The following is a 17,572-nucleotide window of genomic DNA, read 5'->3' on the forward strand; positions in this document are numbered from 1 at the left end:
TCCCCATGTGAGAGTAGGTCATCGTCAAGATTAAATTCCGAAACCCCTATCTGCGTACGCAGGTAGGGGTTTTGTTTTAGTAGAAGTCACCAGTTTTCACCGGCACGTTAAAGTTCTAACGGGCTGGTCACAGAATTTCTTGACGACCATAGAGCATTGGAACCACCTGATCCCATCCCGAACTCAGTAGTGAAACGATGCATCGCCGATGGTAGTGTGGGGTTTCCCCATGTGAGAGTAGGTCATCGTCAAGATTGAATTCCGAAACCCCTGTCTGCTAACGCAGGCAGGGGTTTTGTCGTTTCAGGGGTACTGAAAAGCCCGTTGTGGAACATGTCCACAACGGGCTTTTTTACGTCTTACGCAAACAGTTTCAGCATGTTGTTCATCGCATCATCGGCAAAGCCCTGTACGAAATCCTTGAAGCCCGGCAGCGCCTCGGCACCGCCCTGTACCGGTTCGGCGATGATGGTCCAGGTGGCTCGAGACTTGCCCACACCCAGTGGTTCAACGCTCATCGCAGCCCACAGATTGGCCACGCCCAGGGTGTTGTAGATGGTGGTCCAGGTCATGTGCCGCGCCTGGTCGTTCCGGGAGTTGAGTTGTTCGACTACCAGATTACCGTCCTTGAAGAATTTTTTGCGCAGCGATGAAACCCCTTCACCAGTCATCTCGATGTGTGACAGCGCCGGGATGAAGCGATCGAAGCCGGCAAAGTTACCGACTACGGCCCACACCTGCGCGGCATCGGCGGGCACGTCCACCGAGGACACCACCTGGCAGCCTTGAGGGTTTTTGATCAGGGTATCGGGTTGCAGAGTGCTCATGGTTTTGCTCCGTTTGGGTTGAGTCAGATGAAGTTGATTTCTTTGAGGTAGTCGCAGCCGCGACGCAGCAGCGCCGGGGACTTTTGCGGGTAGTGCGCGCCCATCAGCCGAACACCGGCCTGGGCGTTGTCGTGACCGATCATCGAGATGTCGCCGATGTCCTCCTCGAAGCCGTTGAGGTAGAAACCCAGCACGCCGAACAACGCGTTGTCGCTGTCGACCCGGCCCAGTTGCTGTTGCCAGTCGGCGACGCTGACCATTGCGAATTCGCGCCCTGCCTCGCGGAAGGACGCCACGTAGTTGTCCCAGCTCAGGGGCTCGGGGTTGTGCAGGTTGAACACCGCTTGTTTCGGCTGATAACGGCTGGCATGGAAGGCGATGAATCGGGCAAGAAAGTCCACCGGCATCAAGTCGAAGTTCAAGGCGAATTCCGGCACCTGACCAAGCTGGATCGAGCCCTTGAGCATCAGCATCAGGCGGTTTTTGTGCGGCTGGCACACGCCCGTGAGGCTGTTGAAGCTGATGTTGCCGGGACGGTAGAGATTGACCCGCACCCCGCGCTCCCGCGCCCGTTCGAGGATCCGTTCGCCGACCCATTTGGACAGGTTGTAGCCGTTCTTGATGTAGATCGGTGGAGTCGGGGCGGCCGGCAACTCAAGCACTCGGCCATCGGCGGATATCGTGCTGGAGGCCGAGAGCGTCGAGACGAAATTGAAGATTTTTTTGCTGCGCCCTTCGCATAGGCGCAGGCACTCGAAAATCGGCTCGACGTTGTCCCGCGCCAGCGACTCGTAATCGAGGACGTGATTGACGTTGGCCGCGTTGTGCACCAGTGCGCCAAACTCCTGATCCAGTCGCTGGTAAACCTCAGCCGCCAAACCAAGTTCCGGCCGCGTGATGTCTGCCGTGTAAACCCGCACCCGGCTCATATCCAGATGCTCCAGACGGTTCTCTCGCAACGCCAGGGCAAAGCGTTCGTCCGCCGATTGCCCGTTGCCGTCGCGAACCAGGCAGGCGACTTCGCTGGCACCCCAGGCCAGCAACGCCTCGACGATGTGCACACCGACAAAACTGTTGGCACCGGTGACGATCACCTTGTGCACATCGCCCATGCGGCTGACGGGCAGCGGCTGAACATCCAGTTCGCGGAAGGCATCGCGCATGGCCTGCTCGCTCAACACTTCTTCGCTGCCAGAGCCGCGTACCAGTGTCGCCAGTTTCGCGAGGGTGGGCAGTTCGATGAAACGGTTGATCGAGATGCTGCGCCCGAACTCCTCGCGCAGTCGCAGGAGCATGCGCGACAGCAGGATCGAGTGCCCGCCCAGGTTGAAGAAGCTTTCGTCGGTGGAAATGTCGCTCGCCGGCAGCTCCAGCAACTCGGCCCAGATTTCCAGCAGCAGGGCTTCATCGGCGCTGGCTGGCAGGCGCCGTTGAGTGTTCTCAGTGACGCTCACGGGCAGATTCAGCAGCGCCTTGCGGTCGACCTTGCCATTACTGGCGTAGGGCATGCTTGCCAGCTCGGTCCATGCAACGGGGTGCATGTAGTCCGGCAATTGCTGTTTCGCGTGGGCCTTCAACGCTTGGCGAGCGGTGCCAGCGAGGTCTTCCTGAGGTTGGGTGAGGAAGGCCAGAATTCGTCGCTGGCTATCAATGACCACGGCAACCTGGCGGTACAACTGGCTGTCGCGCAGGCAGCGCTCAATCTCTTCCGGCTCGACCCGGAAGCCGCGAATTTTCACCTGATTATCACGCCGACCGCACAGCTCGATCCCTTCAGGCGTCCACTTCGCCATGTCCCCGGTGCGATAAACGCGCAGGGTCTGGCCATCAGGCAAGTTCAGATCCAGATAGCGTTCAGCGGTTTGTTGCGGGTTGTTCAGGTAACCCAGGCACACGCCCGGGCCGGCGATGTACAACTCACCGACGGTCTGTTCGGCCACCGGTTGGAATTCATCATCGAGAATCAACACCTGGCTGTTGGCGATAGGCGCACCCAGCGAGCGGTTGTTATCGCCCGCCTGTAGTCGCCGCGCGGTAATCAGCACCGTGGCTTCGGTGGGCCCGTAGAGGTTGTAGAGCTTGCCTTGGTGGCTCAGTTGCTCGATGACCCACGGTTCGCAGACATCGCCGCCGGTCATCACATGATCCAGGCACTGCAATTGTTCCAGCGGCAGGATGCTCAACAAGGCGGGCGGTAAGAAGGCATGGCTCAGTTGTCGATGACGAATCAGCTCCACCAGTTGCAGCGGATCGCGACGTTGGTCTTCGTCGGGCACGACCAGCTCCGCGCCTTGCAACAGAGTCGGAAAAATGTCGATCAGCGATGAGTCGAAACTCAACGAAGAAAACTGCAACACACGGCTCTGGCTGGTCAACTGCACATAGTCGGCGTACCAGTGGGTGAAGTGCGCGAGGTTGGCCTGGCTGAGCAGCACGCCCTTGGGATGGCCCGTGGTGCCCGAGGTGTAGAGCGCCATGCATGGCGCATCGAGGTCGGGGTGTTGGCGCATCAACGGTTGAGTGAGGTCTGCGTCATGGACGTCGATGCTGCTGATGTCCAGCCCCGGCATCTCTCTCGCCAGGGGATGCTCGCCGTCATGCAGCAACAACACCGCCCCGGCATTCGACAGGATGTACTGCTGACGTTGCAGCGGATGGCTCGGCTCCAGCGGCAAGTACACCGCGCCGCTGCCCAGGATCGCCAGGATCCCCGCATACAGCGCGCTGCATTTGGGCAGGCAAATCCCGATGACTACCGGGCCTTGATGCTGATCCAGCAGCGGTCGCAGACGTTGCTGGATGGCGCGGCTGTGGGCGTACAACTGGCGATAGTCGAAGGTGATGCCGGCGATGCTCAAGGCCGGACGGTTAGCGTTCTGGATGCATTGCTGTTCCAGTCTTTCGATCATCGGCGTTTGCGCGAGTTGTTGCAGTCTTGGATCGGTGGTGGCATTCAAGCGATGCACGAACGCGAGATTGTCCAGGAACCGCAGACTCTCGACGCGCTCGAAGCGGGCAGGAACCGCAGGTTCGGCGAGTCGAAAATAGTCGGCATCCCGCGAGTAGCGGCTGACCAGCAGCGCTACGTGATCAACCAGTGCCGTCATGGCCTGCATACGCAATGCCTGGCCGTTACCCGACGGTTCGTCGGCGATGGGTACTCGAGTCAGCAGTGTTGAGCCATAGCGGCACAACAAGTCCAGCGATGGCAGGCCTGAGGCCTGCGGCAGGCCAAGACCCCATTGCAATGTCAGTCGTGGCGCCTGACTGCTGAACTGAAGCGGCGTGCCATCGTCGATCAGTAGATCCGCATGCCCCGGCATTTCGCCGGATGCGGATATCCGCGTCAGTGAGTGACCGTGTTGTTCGAGTTCCAGCGCCAGGTCGGTCAGGGCCAGGCTTGGTCCGGTGAGCAAGATGTCGAGACGTCTCATGATGGGCTCCTCGTCAAACCAGGTAGTCGCTGAGGGCGGTTTGTACGCACGGCGAATCAAGCAGCGAGCTGCTGTGGAAAAACCGCACAATGTTGGCCACCAGCGGGTGATGGCGATTGATCGGGAAGGCCAGTCCCGACACTTCGCTCTTGAGCGTGTGGCGTGCCGCATCGCTGATCTGCAGCGCGTCGACCAAGCGGAAGTCGAACGATTTCTGGATGTCGTTGGTCAGGTAATGGCCAATGAACACCGGCAGGATCTGCGCGATGCACTGGCGGTCGTCTGCACTTGCGGTATGCCAGTAGATGCGTACCAGCCGCGCCCAAAAACCGGAGTGACGCCCTTCATCCAGCAAGTGATCGGCCATCAGGCCCTTGATCGATTGCTTGACCGTGGCGTCCTTGGCGAACGCGGCAACATCACCGGTCACAGTATTTTCAGCAATGGCCACGCAGATCAGTTCTACGGCGCTACGCAGGTGCTCCGGTGCTAGCGCCACGGCCGCCGGTATCGCTCGGCTCAGCTCTATCTCATCGGGCAATTCAATGGGGCCGATGCCGGTCATGGCGATGGTCTGTTGCATGAAATCCATCGCCACCAGTGCGTGGTAATCCTCGTCCACCACGACAGTCATTGCGTCGTAGCGGCAGGCAAACGGGAACTCGACTGCGAAGCGATTCTTGGCGATGCTGCGGGCGGTTTTGTCGACGATCTCGGTTTCGAAAATCACCACATCGTTGATGAACTTGTAGAGCGTCTGCACCAGGGCGAAATCGCGCTGTTCCGGGCATTCGCGCAGAAAGGTTTCGCTCAGCACCAACGGTTGGCGGCTCAAGGGGTAGATCAGTTTGTCGTCGTTCTCCAGCACGCGGCGCGGGCGGGTGCGGATGGTCGCGCGACTTTCCCAGGCATCGGCGAAGGATTGGTAGTCGGCGGCGTTCATGCGCTCACCTCCGTGGCGGATTCGCTCATGCTCAGGCGCAACCCGTCCCACAGGGCGATACGACTTTCCACGGCCGCAATGGCGCTGGCATACACGTCTTCCTGTCGTTGCGGGTTGCTATCGACCAGTCGCGACAGGAGCTTTTCCGCCGCCGGACCGTGGTCCTCGGAATCGACCTCAATGTGCCGTTCGAGGTAGTAACGGAAGGTCGGTGCCTGCTCGATGCCAATGCCCCAATCGTCGAGGATGCGCTGGAACATCTGCGGGATAACGCTCTCGCGACCGTGCAGAAACGCCGCCGCCACACTGTGACCCGGCGCATGCAGCGCGGTGTGCAGTGTATGGCGAACGAAATTTGCGGCCGCCGGATCGACGTTGACGCTCTGCAAGGCCACGTCGTAGCTCACCCCTTCTTGCTGCAGGGCCACGAAACGTTCGATGGCAACGGTGCAGGCACCGATTTCGCGCATTGCATCCAGGTACAACTCGAAGTGGCTGTAGTGACCCTGGGCCGGGCGATCATCCGACTCCTCACCCAGCACGATCTCGTTGATCAACCGCGCTGCCTGGGGATCCTGCGGCGGCAACCAGGGCAACTGCACACAGGTCAGTTCCTGTTGCAGGCGTTTGGTCAGCGACATGAAGTCCCATACGGCAAACACGTGGGTTTCCATGAAGCGTCGCAGGACCGGCAGCGAGTGTATTTCAGAGAAGATCGGGTGTTCGCTAAGTTCGGCTTTTTTTTGAATCAGACGTTCTTTAGTTGGTTTCATGGATGAGCCTGTAAATAATCTGCGGTGAGAAGTAATCAAGCACTGAAGTTCGCTGGAGGTTTTCTCCTGGCGAACGGGTACCTCAAACGAATTGATCTTTGTCAGTGCTATAGATGCCGAGTAACTGAGGCGTTACTGCCGCTTGTGGCTGGCGGCGAAGAAAAACTAATACATGTATAAAGTTTCAATCAAGTTGTTTTGGTAATATTTTGATATTCAACTTTTTGAAGGGCGATAAGTTCCAATAAAACTTTTAATATGAGTTTTATTTTGGCGTAGTTACTCCTTCCGGCCTATATAAGTCAGAATTAAATAAAGAGTGAATGCCTCACTCGAAATAACTTTTTAGCGGGAGTCGTTGGGGATGTCTGAGGGGGTGGAATTGGGTCGCGAGTGATGCCGATCCTTCCGTTCCCGTGATGAGGCTCCTTCCTTCGCTTCTGGGGGTGGGGGCTACGCCATTCGCTCGGAGCGTCCCCCGTTTTATTGTGTCTTGGTTACCCAGAGTGGGCGTAAATCGAGGTGGCCGCCATTACTGAGGCATCACGCAATCGTTGCAATGCTCAGGTTTGAAGACGGCGGGGCGTTGGGGCGCGGTATGGCGCCGCGAGGGCGGTGTGGTATGGGTGCGGGGGATTTGTAATCAAACTATTCGAGGAGCCCATTCGGGGGAATGTGCGGCAAGCAAGGATGCACCGTTCGATGCTCTTCCCGGGACTTGCCGCTGCGGGTTACTTCGACTTGTTTCTGGCCTGGACTTCAGGGCTGTTGAGAAAGCGCGTAATGACCTCGACCCCTCGGTTCAGGTGATGTTCGAGCAGTTTCACGGAGCGTTCGACGTCCCGGTCTTCGGCGGCCCGCAACAGTGCCTGATGGTCGTCCTGGGACAGTTTGCCCAGGCCCATGGCTTCCAGGTTGAAACGCAGGAACCGCTCTTCTTCGATCAGGCCGTCTTCGACCAGTTTCAACAGCCGACGATTGGGCGCCCGGCTGTAAAGCGTCATGTGGAACAGGCGATTGAGCCGTCCGATTTCGGTGTAGTCGCTTTGCGTTTCCAGTTCGTCGATGTAACGGGCAGCCTGCTCGAGATCTTCGTCCTGGAGCAGTGGCACCGAGAGACGCAGGGCTTCGGATTCCAGCAGGATGCGCAGCGCATAGGTTTCCACAGCATCGCCCTGGACCAGAGGCGCGACCACGGCACCCTTGTGGGCAATCACGTTGAGCAACGATTGTGCTTCGAGCTGGCGCAAGGCCTCGCGTACGGGCATGCGGCTGACGCCGAACAGGTCGGCGAGGTCTTGCTGGCGCAGGGCTGCACCGCAAGGAATGCGCCCGTCGAGAATCGCCGAGCGCAGGGTTTCCTCGATCACCGAGCGTGCCACATGGGCGGGAATCGGCCCGTTGACCTTGATACTGCTAAGAGGGTTGGGCTTTTGTGTCACTAAACGCACCCTGATTGATGGAGATTTTTGGATCCAAATGACACTAGTGACTGACTGACAGCTTGTCAAACAAGCGAACGAGTGCCTTTCTTGCAGTTTAGCGCGCCGCCAGTGATCTCACCGTGCCATTGTTTTTTTCCGGTCTAACCTTCACCATTCAAACAACTCCCTCCTGCTTACCCTGGATGCCTCGCATTGGCGGCAAGTTTAGCGATCCCCCGGATTTTACGCTGGTTGTGCAGCGCGTTGCTGCTGGCAGGCGTGATGCTGGGCAGCTTGAGTGCCGATTGGGATTTTTCCTTGATCAGCCGGCGGGCGCAGGCATTGTACGGCCCTTTGGGAGAAGGTCAGCAACGCATTAATGATTGGCAATACTTGTTGGCCAGCCAGAAACAGCTCGGCGAGCTGGAACAACTCAATGTAGTCAATCGCTTTTTCAATAAGCAGCTGCGATACGTCGAAGACATCGACCTGTGGCACGAAGTCGACTACTGGGAAACTCCGATCGAAGCACTCTGGAAAGGTGCCGGCGACTGTGAAGACTACGCTATTGCCAAGTACTTCAGCCTGCGTCACCTCGGTGTAGCCAGTGAAAAGTTGCGCATTACCTATGTCAAGGCACTGACTCAGAACCGCGCGCACATGGTGCTGACCTACTACTCAAGCCCGGAGGCCGAGCCCCTGGTGCTCGACAGCCTGATTGATGCAATCAAGCCGGCCAGCCAGCGGAAGGATTTGCTGCCGGTCTACTCTTTCAATGCAGAAGGGTTGTGGTTACCGGGTGCCAAGGGCAACAAAAAGGTCGGCGATACCAAACGCCTTTCGCGTTGGCAGGACGTGTTGAAAAAAATGCAGGCCGAAGGATTCCCGGTCGAGACGACTAACTAGGAGCACACGCTCAGATGTCTTTGTTCAAACAGCTGTTGATAGCTATCTGTCTGTTCCTGGTGGTCGCCTTCACCGGCAGTTTCATGGTCAGTCTGGAGAGCTCGCGTACTCAGTACGTCAACCAGTTGCGCTCCCATGCCCAGGACGCCGCGACGGCGCTGGCGCTTTCCCTGACACCGAATATCGACGACCCGGCGATGGTCGAGTTGCTGGTCAGCTCGATTTTCGACAGCGGTTACTACGCGAGCATCCGCGTGGTTGATCTGAAGACCGATCAGACGCTGGTTGAGCGCACGGGCATTCCGGCGGTGAACAACGTTCCGGACTGGTTCGTCAGACTGATCGGCCTGGAGCCCGCCGGTGGTGACGCGATCGTCAGCCGCGGCTGGGAGCAGGCTGCCCGGGTCGAGGTGGTCAGCCACCCGATGTTCGCGTTGGCCAAGTTGTGGCAAAGCGCGTTGGGCAGCCTGGGCTGGTTGCTGCTATGTGGCGCGGTCAGTGCAGTACTCGGCGCGCTGTTGCTGCGTCAGCAATTGAGACCGCTGGATTACATGGTCAAACAATCCCACGCGATCGCCCGGCGGGAGTTCCTCAGCCTGCCGGAGTTGCCGCGCACCCCCGAGCTTCGTCGGGTAGTGCAGGCCATGAACCAGATGGTCGAGAAGCTCAAGGCGCTGTTCCAGGAGCAGGCCGAGCGCAGTGAAAAACTACGGGTCGAGTCCTATCAGGATTCGTTGACCGGGTTGGCCAACCGGCGTTATTTCGAGATGCAATTGAATGCACGGGTGAGCAACCCGGAGCAGGCCAGTTCCGGTTATCTGCTGCTGTTGCGGGTCAAGGATCTGGCCGGTCTCAACCAGCGTCTCGGTGGTCAGCGCACTGATGAAGTGCTCAAAGCCGTCGGTGAGCAACTGTCTCGTGAATGCGCCAAATACCCGGAAACCCAGAACCTGGTGACCCGTATCCGCGGCGGCGAATTTGCCGTACTGGCCCCGGGACTGGTGCGCGAAGAGGCGCTGCAACTGGCACAGAACCTCGACAGCGCCTTGGCCAGTCTTCATGCAACCGGCGCTACCGACGTGCCAGCGGTGGCGTCAATCGGTCTGGCGCCTTTTGCTCATGGCGACTCCCCGCAAACCGTGCTCAGCCTCGGTGATCAGGCGCTGGCGCAGGCCGAAGGTCAAGGCGAGCAGAACTGGGCCTGTATCGAACACAGCCTTGCGGCCAGTGTCGGCGACGATCACCACGCCTGGCATCGCATGCTCGACCAGGCACTGACACAGCGGCGTTTCGAGCTGTATTTCCAACCGGTAGTAGCCGCCCAGGACACGCTACTGGTACTGCATTACAAAGTGTTGTCGCGACTGCTCGACGAACACGGTCAGACCATTCCCGCCGGGCGTTTCCTGCCGTGGCTGGAGCGCTTCGGCTGGACCGCGCGTCTGGATCGGCTGATGCTCGAACAGGTGTTGGAGCAAATGAACGGGCATGAGGAGTCGCTGGCACTGAATCTGTCGTCGGCTACCCTGGCCGACCCGCAGGCGCAAAATAAAATCTTCGAGATACTGCGTGCGCATTCCAACCTCGGCCCGCGTCTGACCCTGGAGATTGGCGAAGAGCAACTGCCTGATCAGGCGGTGCTGGAGCAGTTGACCCGGCGCCTGCGCGAACTCGGGTTCTCCCTGAGTCTGCAACGCTTTGGTGGGCGCTTCAGCATGATCGGCAACCTGGCACGGCTGGGGCTGGCGTACTTGAAGATCGATGGCAGCTACATTCGGGCCATTGACCTGGAAAGTGACAAACGCCTGTTCATCGAGGCGATCCAGCGAGCGGCGCACAGCATCGATTTGCCGCTGATTGCCGAGCGGGTCGAGACTGAAGGCGAGTTGTCGGTGATTCGCGAGATGGGGTTATACGGTGTGCAGGGCCAGTTGTTCGGCGAGCCCAAGCCCTGGGACTGATGTGATCGCTCCCACGCAGGGCGTGGGAATGACCGGAGGGGCGCGTCAGATGAGCCCGGTCTCTTCGTCATCGATCAATTGGCTCAAGCCGCCCAAGGCTTCACGGGCCTGGTTTCGGTCCATGAGTTTGGCCTGGGCCGCCGTCGGCAGGTCGGTGACGCGGATCACGCCTTTCTGGGTCAGCACCTGAATCAAGTCATCGAGTACCCGGATCATTTCCAGGTCACTTTGCTTGAGCTGTTTGAGACTGTTTTCCACAGCCGCATTGGCAAACCAGGTCTGGATTTCATGATGGTCGGCCGGCAGTGTTTCCGTGGCCTCGGCGTAGGCGGCGGGTTCCACGCGTACCAACAGGCCCTGCGCATCGCGTTGCACGTAAAACATTGAGCATCCCTCAGAATTGAACCAGCGTCTTGCTGTCAGCAGCATAGGTCAACTGCACGCCAGTATGTGGCGCGGCGACGAAGTCGTCACCGGGCAGTGGACGCAAACGTGACGGCCGCCCCATAAGGGGCGGCCGTTTTCGTGCATCAGCTGTTGTTGTGATCGACTTTGATGGTCGGATCGCTACCGGCAATCAGGTTGTGCAGGTTGGCGCTTGACCAGTTATTGCCTTCCAGTTTGATCGTCACGTCCGGTGTGGCGGCTGCCGCGTTGCCCGAGTTGAGCTGGCCGGTCGAGCTGACTTGCAGCGACGACACGCCATCGACCGTGGTGATCTTCAGGAAGTTGTCGATGGTGCTGCCGGTTTCGCCCTGCAACAGATCGCGCAGGTCGATCCGGTCACCTTCGCTGGCCTTGAAGTCCTTGATTACGTCGTTGCCGGTGTCGCCCGCTTTCCAGACGAAGGTATCACCACCGGAACCACCGATCAGGATGTCGTTGCCCTGTCCGCCCATCAAGGTGTCATTGCCGGTGCCACCGAGCAGGATGTCATTGCCCTTGCCGCCGTCGAGGGTGTCGTTACCGCCCGAGCCGAACAGGATGTCATTGCCCGCACCGCCCAACAGGGTGTCGTTGCCGTCATGGGCACCGGACACATCGAACGCCGTGTAATGCTCGGTGATGTACTGGTGCACGTTGCTGGTAGTGACTTTGCTGACGTCCACGCCGGTTTGCTGCGCCACGAAGGCTTGCATCGCCTGGTAACCCTCGCCGGCAATGCCGTTGAAGCTCACCAGGTCGCCGAACAGGAGGTCGTTGCCGTCGCCACCGCTGACGGTGTCGTGACCCGGCATCGTCGCCTCGGTATGGCCGATGATCGAGTTGGCCAGATCCTTCGGGTCGATGTTGGTTTGTGGCGTTTTATCCGAGTCGTACGGCTTCAGGTCGCTGAGTGTCACGTCCTTGTTCAGGCCTATGGCCTCGACGTTCGACAGGTTGCTCAGCAGTGTAAAGCTGCTGCCGGAGTTGCTGGTGGTGTCCCCGTCGGTGCTGTTGCCGTCGCCGTCGCGACCCGAAAACTCGTAGGTGCCGTCGCCCTGGGCATGCAGATAGCCGAAGTCCTTGGATGACCAGTTGTTGCCGTTGCCGTTGCCGTTGCCATTGCTGCTCTTGGTCCAGACCGTCACGTAGCCTGAAGCGGTAATGTCGATCTGGTGTGTGCTATCGGGGAACAGGCTGATCGCTTTACCCAACTGATAGTTGCTGGTGGTGATCAAGCTATCGAGTGTTGTGCTGCCATACAGGGTCGGGTTGGTCGACTCGCCGCTCTGGTAGTAAGTCGGCTTGCCGTCAGTAATGAAATACGTGAGGTTCTTCGCCCCGGTGTTGGCCACGGCGTCCGCACTCTGGAACCAGTTGGCCGTGGTTTTGAACACGTCCTCGTAGTTGGTGCCGCCGCCGGACGACATCGAGTCCAGAATCGCCTTCAACTGTGTCAGCGCATTCGGGTCCTTGAGGTTCACCGACACCGACTTGTTGACCTGGGTGTCGAAGTCCACCAGGAAGATGTTCACCGTACCCGAGTTGCTGCCCAGGCTTTGCTTGAGGGTGTTGAACACCGACGTCAGCGAGTCCTTGGCCGAATTGATCGACGAGGAGCTCATACTGCCGGAGCTGTCGACCATGAACGCGATGTTGTAGTTGGTGCCCGGCACTACGGTCAGGCCGCCGATGTCGGCGACGATGATGTCATTGCCGTCGGTGCCGGTGACAGTGTCATCGGCCGCGGTGGCGGTGACAGCGTTGTAGACCGCCGGGTACACGGTCACGGGAATCTGCGAAGTGCTGCTGGCCGAACCACCCAGGGCCTCGGTGGAGGTCGAGGTCACGGTCAGGTTGAACTGGCCGTTGTAGTACGCCGGTGGAGTGACGGTCAGAGAGCCGAGGCTCCAGCCTGTTACGTTGGCCTCGCCATTGGTCGCGGTGACCGTGAAGGTATGTCCTGCGCCGTCGGTGAGCACCGAGCCGACCGGCATGCCGCTGATCTTCAGGCCCAGGGTTTCCGAGCCGTCGGTGTCGGTCAGCGCGGTGGTAATGGCGGACAGTTTCACACTGGTGCCTTCGGCGCCGGTATTGAGTTTGTAGCCGTCGTAGTAGCCTTCGCCATTGGTGCCGTGCAAGTCGGACACGGTCACGCCGGCATTCACCAGATCCGACACGCCGGTGTAAATCGGTACGCCGGCACTGCTCAGGTCGATCGGCGTGCTGCCATTGACCGACAGGTTGACATCGTAGCTGCCCGGGCCGCTCTGGTTGTGGTGGTAGATGTCCAGGGTGTAGTAGCCGCTGGTAGTCGGGGTGAACGAACCATTGAGATTGCCGCCCGCGCCCCAGGTGATCGCGGCGACGTTCTTGCCGCCGATGGTCACCAACAGGCTGTCATCACCGGTACCGCTGAAGGTGTAGGTCTTGCCGGCTTCGAGGTAGATCAGGCCGGAGGTTTTCGACGCCGTCCCGGCGGTCACGCTACCGTCGGACTGCACGTTGGTCACGGTGCCTTTGGAGTTCGCTGTGCCAGCGGCGTCGATCACGTTTTTCAGCGTAGTCGAGTCCGCGCCGTTGCCGCTGGTGCCCAGACCCGAAAGACCGGTCCAGACTTCCTTGATCAACCCGGTGGACCTCACGCTGTTGTCGGCAACGCTCAAGGTCGGCGCGTCCGCCACCGGGGTGATGTCGATCTTGATCGTACCGGTGTTGCCCAGCGCCTGGCCGTCGGTTGGCTGGAACTTGATCTGTGCGTAGTCGGCCTGGTTGTTGCCCAGGCCGGTACCGCCATATCCGTCCACGCCCGACTCGTTGGCATCCGGCGTGAAGCGCAGTTTGCCAGCGTCGATATCAGCCTTGCTGAACGTCTGATTGGTGGCGACATCTTTCCAGGTCGAGCCGTCCAGATACTGCAGTTTGCCCTCGCCCGGCAACTGGGTGATTTTCACGCCCAGGCTGGCGGCCGGACTGTCGACGTCGCTGACACCGAAGGTCGACCAGCCGAGGATCAGCGGCGTGTCTTCAGTGCCGGTGACGTTGACCGCTGCTGCGACCGGCGCGTCATTGACCGCCACCACGTTGACCGTGGTGGTCGCGGTGTTGGAGTAGTTGCTGCCATCGGTCACCGTCACGGTGATGATGCGAGGCACGGTGCTCGGGTTTTCACTGCTGTTGATGAAGGTGATGTTCTTGATCTGCTGCATGTAGTCGGCCAGCGTCGCGTTACCCGACAGGGTCAGGGTGACGGTGCCATTGGTGCTGTTGGCATTGATGGTGATGCCGTTGACGCTGTTGCCCAGGTTCAGTGCATCGCCGTCCTGACGGTTGGTCAGCACGATCGTTGCGCCGGTCAGCTTGGTGCTGTCCGGATCGGTGATGCTGAGGTCGGTGTCGGCGATCGACACGCCCGCACCCGGGGTGTTCTCGGTGAAGGTCACCTTGTAATCGGCCCCGGTGGCGCCGCTGGAGTTGTTGGCATCGAGATCCAGCACTGGCGGTGCATCGTTGTCGATGATCGAAGTGCTGACGCTGCCGTTGGACGAACTGATCGCCAGGTTCTCGAAGTTGCCGCCGGTGGCCGAGTCGATCTTGACCACGAAGTTTTCGGTGCCTTCGGTGATCTTGTCGTCGATGGTCGCGACGTTGAAGTTGGCACTGCTGGCACCCGCCGGGATCTTCACGGTGTACACACCGGTGAAGTCCGAACCGTCGGCGGCGGTACCGCTGTAGACGATTTTCAGCGTCACTTCGGTCTGGGCCGGGTTGGTCAGGCTGACGGTATAGGACACAGTCTGGCCTTCGGTTACCGAACTGTTGCCGCTGATGCTGACAGTGGTGGTGTCCTTGAAGTCGCTGACGCTGGTCGATACTGGCGTCTTGTCCGTGCCGAGGGCTTCAAGATTGCCGCCGCTGGCGGTCTTGATTGATTCGGTAACGGTTGGCGCGCCGTTGTAGACGTCGTTGCCCACCGTGATCGGCAGGGTGCCGGAGCTTTGACCGACGGCGATGGTAATGACCTTGCCGCTGTCGAGGGTCACGGTGACCGGTGTGTTGTGCGCGGTAACCAAGGCACCGTTTTTGTCGGTCAGGGTCGCGGTGTAGGTGATGGTGCCGTTTTCATCCACGCTCGGCGTGGCGGTCAGCGTCACGGTGGTGGTGTCGTTGACGTCATTGACCGTGGTTTCAACCGGAGTCTTGATCGGGTTGATGGCTTCGAGGTTGCCGCCGTCGGCCGATTTAATCGACTCGGTCACCGTGGTCGGGCCTTGGTAGACGTCATTGCCCACGGTCACTGGCAGGGAGCCGGAGCTCTGGCCTTCGGCGATGGTAATGACCTTGCCGCTGTCGAGGGTGATGGTCACCGGACCGTTCTGCGCGGTGACCGGTTTGCCCTGGGCATCGGTCAGCGTCGCGGTGTAGGTGATGGTGCCGTTTTCATCCACGCTCGGCGTGGCGGTCAGCGTCACGGTGGTGCTGTCGTTGACGTCGTTGACCGTGGTTTCAACCGGAGTCTTGATCGGATTGATGGCTTCGAGGTTGCCGCCGGCCGCGTCCTTGATGGACTCGGTCACCGTGGTCGGGCCTTGGTAGACGTCATTGCCCACGGTCACTGGCAGGGAGCCGGAGCTCTGGCCTTCGGCAATGGTAATGACCTTGCCGCTGTCGAGGGTGACGGTCACCGGACCGTTTTGCGCAGTGACCGGATTGCCCTGGGCATCGGTCAGCGTCGCGGTGTAAGTGATGGTGCCGTTCTCGTCCACGCTCGGGGTGGCGGTCAGGGTCACGGTGGTGGTGTCGTTGACGTCGGTAACCGTGGTGTTCACCAGGGTCTTGATCGGGTTGATGGCTTCGAGGTTGCCGCCGTCGGCCGATTTAATCGACTCGGTGACGGTGGTTGGGCCTTGGTAGACGTCATTGCCGACCGTCACTGGCAAACTGCCGGAGCTCTGGCCTTCGGCGATGGTGATCACTTTGCCGCTGTCCAGGGTCACGGTCACCGGACCGTTTTGCGCGGTGACCGGTTTGCCCTGGGCATCGGTCAGCGTCGCGGTGTAGGTGATGGTGCCGTTTTCATCCACGCTCGGCGTGGCGGTCAGCGTCACGGTGGTGCTGTCGTTGACGTCGTTGACCGTGGTTTCAACCGGAGTCTTGATCGGATTGATCGCTTCGAGGTTGCCGCCGGCCGCGTCCTTGATGGACTCGGTCACCGTGGTCGGGCCTTGGTAGACGTCATTGCCCACGGTCACTGGCAGGGAGCCGGAGCTCTGGCCTTCGGCAATGGTGATCACCTTGCCGCTGTCCAGGGTGACGGTGACCGGCGTGTTGTGCGCGGTAACCAAGGCACCGTTTTTGTCGGTCAGGGTCGCGGTGTAAGTGATGGTGCCGTTTTCATCCACGCTCGGGGTGGCGGTCAGGGTCACGGTGGTGGCGTCGTTGACGTCGGTGACCGTGGTGTTCACCAGGGTCTTGATCGGGTTGATGGCTTCGAGGTTGCCGCCGTCGGCCGATTTAATCGACTCGGTGACGGTGGTCGGGCCTTGGTAGACGTCATTGTCGACCGTCACTGGCAGGGAGCCGGAGCTCTGGCCTTCGGCGATGGTAATGACTTTGCCGCTATCCAGGGTCACGGTCACCGGACCGTTTTGCGCGGTGACCGGTTTGCCCTGGGCATCGGTCAGCGTCGCGGTGTAGGTGATGGTGCCGTTTTCATCCACGCTCGGCGTGGCGGTCAGCGTCACGGTGGTGCTGTCGTTGACGTCGTTGACCGTGGTTTCAACCGGAGTCTTGATCGGATTGATGGCTTCGAGGTTGCCGCCGGCCGCGTCCTTGATGGACTCGGTCACCGTGGTCGGGCCTTGGTAGACGTCATTGCCCACGGTCACTGGCAGGGAGCCGGAGCTCTGGCCTTCGGCAATGGTGATCACCTTGCCGCTGTCCAGGGTGACGGTGACCGGCGTGTTGTGCGCGGTAACCAAGGCACCGTTTTTGTCGGTCAGGGTCGCGGTGTAAGTGATGGTGCCGTTTTCATCCACGCTCGGGGTGGCGGTCAGGGTCACGGTGGTGGCGTCGTTGACGTCGGTGACCGTGGTGTTCACCGGGGTCTTGATCGGGTTGATGGCTTCGAGGTTGCCGCCGTCGGCCGATTTAATCGACTCGGTGACCGTGGTCGGGCCTTGGTAGACGTCGTTGCCGACGGTCACTGGCAGGCTGCCTGAACTCTGGCCTTCGGCAATGGTGATGACTTTGCCGCTGTCGAGGGTCACGGTCACCGGACCGTTTTGCGCGGTGACCGGCTTGCCCTGGGCATCGGTCAGCGTCGCGGTGTAAGTGATGGTGCCGTTTTCATCCACGCTCGGCGTGGCGGTCAGGGTCACGGTGGTGGTGTCGTTGACGTCGTTGACCGTGGTGTTCACCGGGGTCTTGATCGGGTTGATGGCTTCGAGGTTGCCGCCGTCGGCCGATTTAATCGACTCGGTGACGGTGGTCGGGCCTTGGTAGACGTCATTGCCGACCGTCACTGGCAGGGAACCGGAGCTCTGGCCTTCGGCGATGGTGATCACTTTGCCGCTGTCGAGGGTCACGGTGACCGGACCGTTTTGCGCGGTGACCGGATTGCCCTGGGCATCGGTCAGCGTCGCGGTGTAGGTGATGGTGCCGTTCTCGTCCACGCTCGGCGTGGCGGTCAGGGTCACGGTGGTGGTGTCGTTGACGTCGTTGACCGTGGTTTCAACCGGAGTCTTGATCGGATTGATCGCTTCGAGGTTGCCGCCGGCCGCGTCCTTGATGGACTCGGTGACCGTGGTCGGGCCTTGGTAGACGTCGTTGCCCACGGTCACTGGCAGGCTGCCTGAACTCTGGCCTTCGGCAATGGTGAT

The 17,572-nt window shown here is 60.0% G+C and carries 8 protein-coding genes, 1 rRNA gene and 1 pseudogene; 3 read left to right on the forward strand and 7 right to left on the reverse strand.

Annotated features, from left to right (window positions below; translation table 11 throughout):
* Window positions 1–138 precede the first annotated feature (138 nt).
* A 5S ribosomal RNA gene (gene rrf, locus AC07XF_RS27455) occupies window positions 139–254 on the forward strand.
* Window positions 255–359: 105 nt separating this feature from the next.
* Here the strand turns inward: rrf and AC07XF_RS27460 are convergent.
* The 5 genes from AC07XF_RS27460 to AC07XF_RS27480 all read right to left on the reverse strand — a co-directional run bounded on the left by AC07XF_RS27460 (window position 360) and on the right by AC07XF_RS27480 (window position 7,419).
* Window positions 360–827 (reverse strand): SRPBCC family protein, encoded by a 468-nt coding sequence (locus AC07XF_RS27460; RefSeq protein ID WP_495029007.1) that lies wholly within the window; start codon window positions 825–827, stop codon window positions 360–362.
* 23 nt (window positions 828–850) lie between these two features.
* On the reverse strand, window positions 851–4,261 hold the full coding sequence (locus tag AC07XF_RS27465) for an amino acid adenylation domain-containing protein (RefSeq protein ID WP_495029008.1): 3,411 nt from the start codon (window positions 4,259–4,261) through the stop codon (window positions 851–853).
* A 13-nt stretch (window positions 4,262–4,274) separates the two neighbouring features.
* Complete coding sequence (locus AC07XF_RS27470) at window positions 4,275–5,204, reverse strand: diiron oxygenase (RefSeq protein ID WP_495029009.1); 930 nt, start codon at window positions 5,202–5,204, stop codon at window positions 4,275–4,277.
* Entirely contained in the window at window positions 5,201–5,977 is a 777-nt protein-coding gene (locus AC07XF_RS27475; RefSeq protein WP_495029010.1) for a DUF3050 domain-containing protein, read from the reverse strand. Before AC07XF_RS27475 ends, AC07XF_RS27470 begins: the two co-directional genes overlap by 4 nt.
* A gap of 731 nt (window positions 5,978–6,708) precedes the next feature.
* Window positions 6,709–7,419, reverse strand: coding sequence for a GntR family transcriptional regulator (locus AC07XF_RS27480; protein WP_495029011.1), 711 nt, complete (start codon window positions 7,417–7,419; stop codon window positions 6,709–6,711).
* A gap of 195 nt (window positions 7,420–7,614) precedes the next feature.
* Here AC07XF_RS27480 and lapG point away from each other — a divergent pair, with 195 nt between their 5' ends.
* Together lapG and lapD are read left to right on the forward strand one after the other, a co-directional pair.
* Complete coding sequence (gene lapG, locus AC07XF_RS27485; RefSeq protein ID WP_495029012.1) at window positions 7,615–8,307, forward strand: cysteine protease LapG; 693 nt, start codon at window positions 7,615–7,617, stop codon at window positions 8,305–8,307.
* A 14-nt stretch (window positions 8,308–8,321) separates the two neighbouring features.
* On the forward strand, window positions 8,322–10,268 hold the full coding sequence (lapD, locus tag AC07XF_RS27490; RefSeq protein WP_495029013.1) for a cyclic di-GMP receptor LapD: 1,947 nt from the start codon (window positions 8,322–8,324) through the stop codon (window positions 10,266–10,268).
* 45 nt (window positions 10,269–10,313) lie between these two features.
* On the opposite strand, the gene AC07XF_RS27495 is transcribed toward lapD, so the two are convergent.
* The gene (locus AC07XF_RS27495) at window positions 10,314–10,652 is read right to left on the reverse strand and encodes a tryptophan synthase subunit beta (protein ID WP_477757220.1); all 339 of its coding nucleotides are present in this window, start codon (window positions 10,650–10,652) and stop codon (window positions 10,314–10,316) included.
* A 146-nt stretch (window positions 10,653–10,798) separates the two neighbouring features.
* Window positions 10,799–17,572 (reverse strand): annotated as a pseudogene (locus tag AC07XF_RS27500) (LapA family giant adhesin); the annotation flags it as partial.

The sequence above is a fragment of the Pseudomonas sp. GW821-FHT01C01 genome (genome assembly GCF_059422645.1).

Coding starts and splice junctions, on each gene's coding strand:
- AC07XF_RS27495 (WP_477757220.1), bottom strand. CDS start 10,652: ATGTTTTACGTGCAACGCGATGCGCAGGGCCTGTTGGTACGCGTGGAA.
- AC07XF_RS27460 (WP_495029007.1), bottom strand. CDS start 827: ATGAGCACTCTGCAACCCGATACCCTGATCAAAAACCCTCAAGGCTGC.
- AC07XF_RS27475 (WP_495029010.1), bottom strand. CDS start 5,977: ATGAAACCAACTAAAGAACGTCTGATTCAAAAAAAAGCCGAACTTAGC.
- AC07XF_RS27465 (WP_495029008.1), bottom strand. CDS start 4,261: ATGAGACGTCTCGACATCTTGCTCACCGGACCAAGCCTGGCCCTGACC.
- lapD (WP_495029013.1), top strand. CDS start 8,322: ATGTCTTTGTTCAAACAGCTGTTGATAGCTATCTGTCTGTTCCTGGTG.
- AC07XF_RS27470 (WP_495029009.1), bottom strand. CDS start 5,204: ATGAACGCCGCCGACTACCAATCCTTCGCCGATGCCTGGGAAAGTCGC.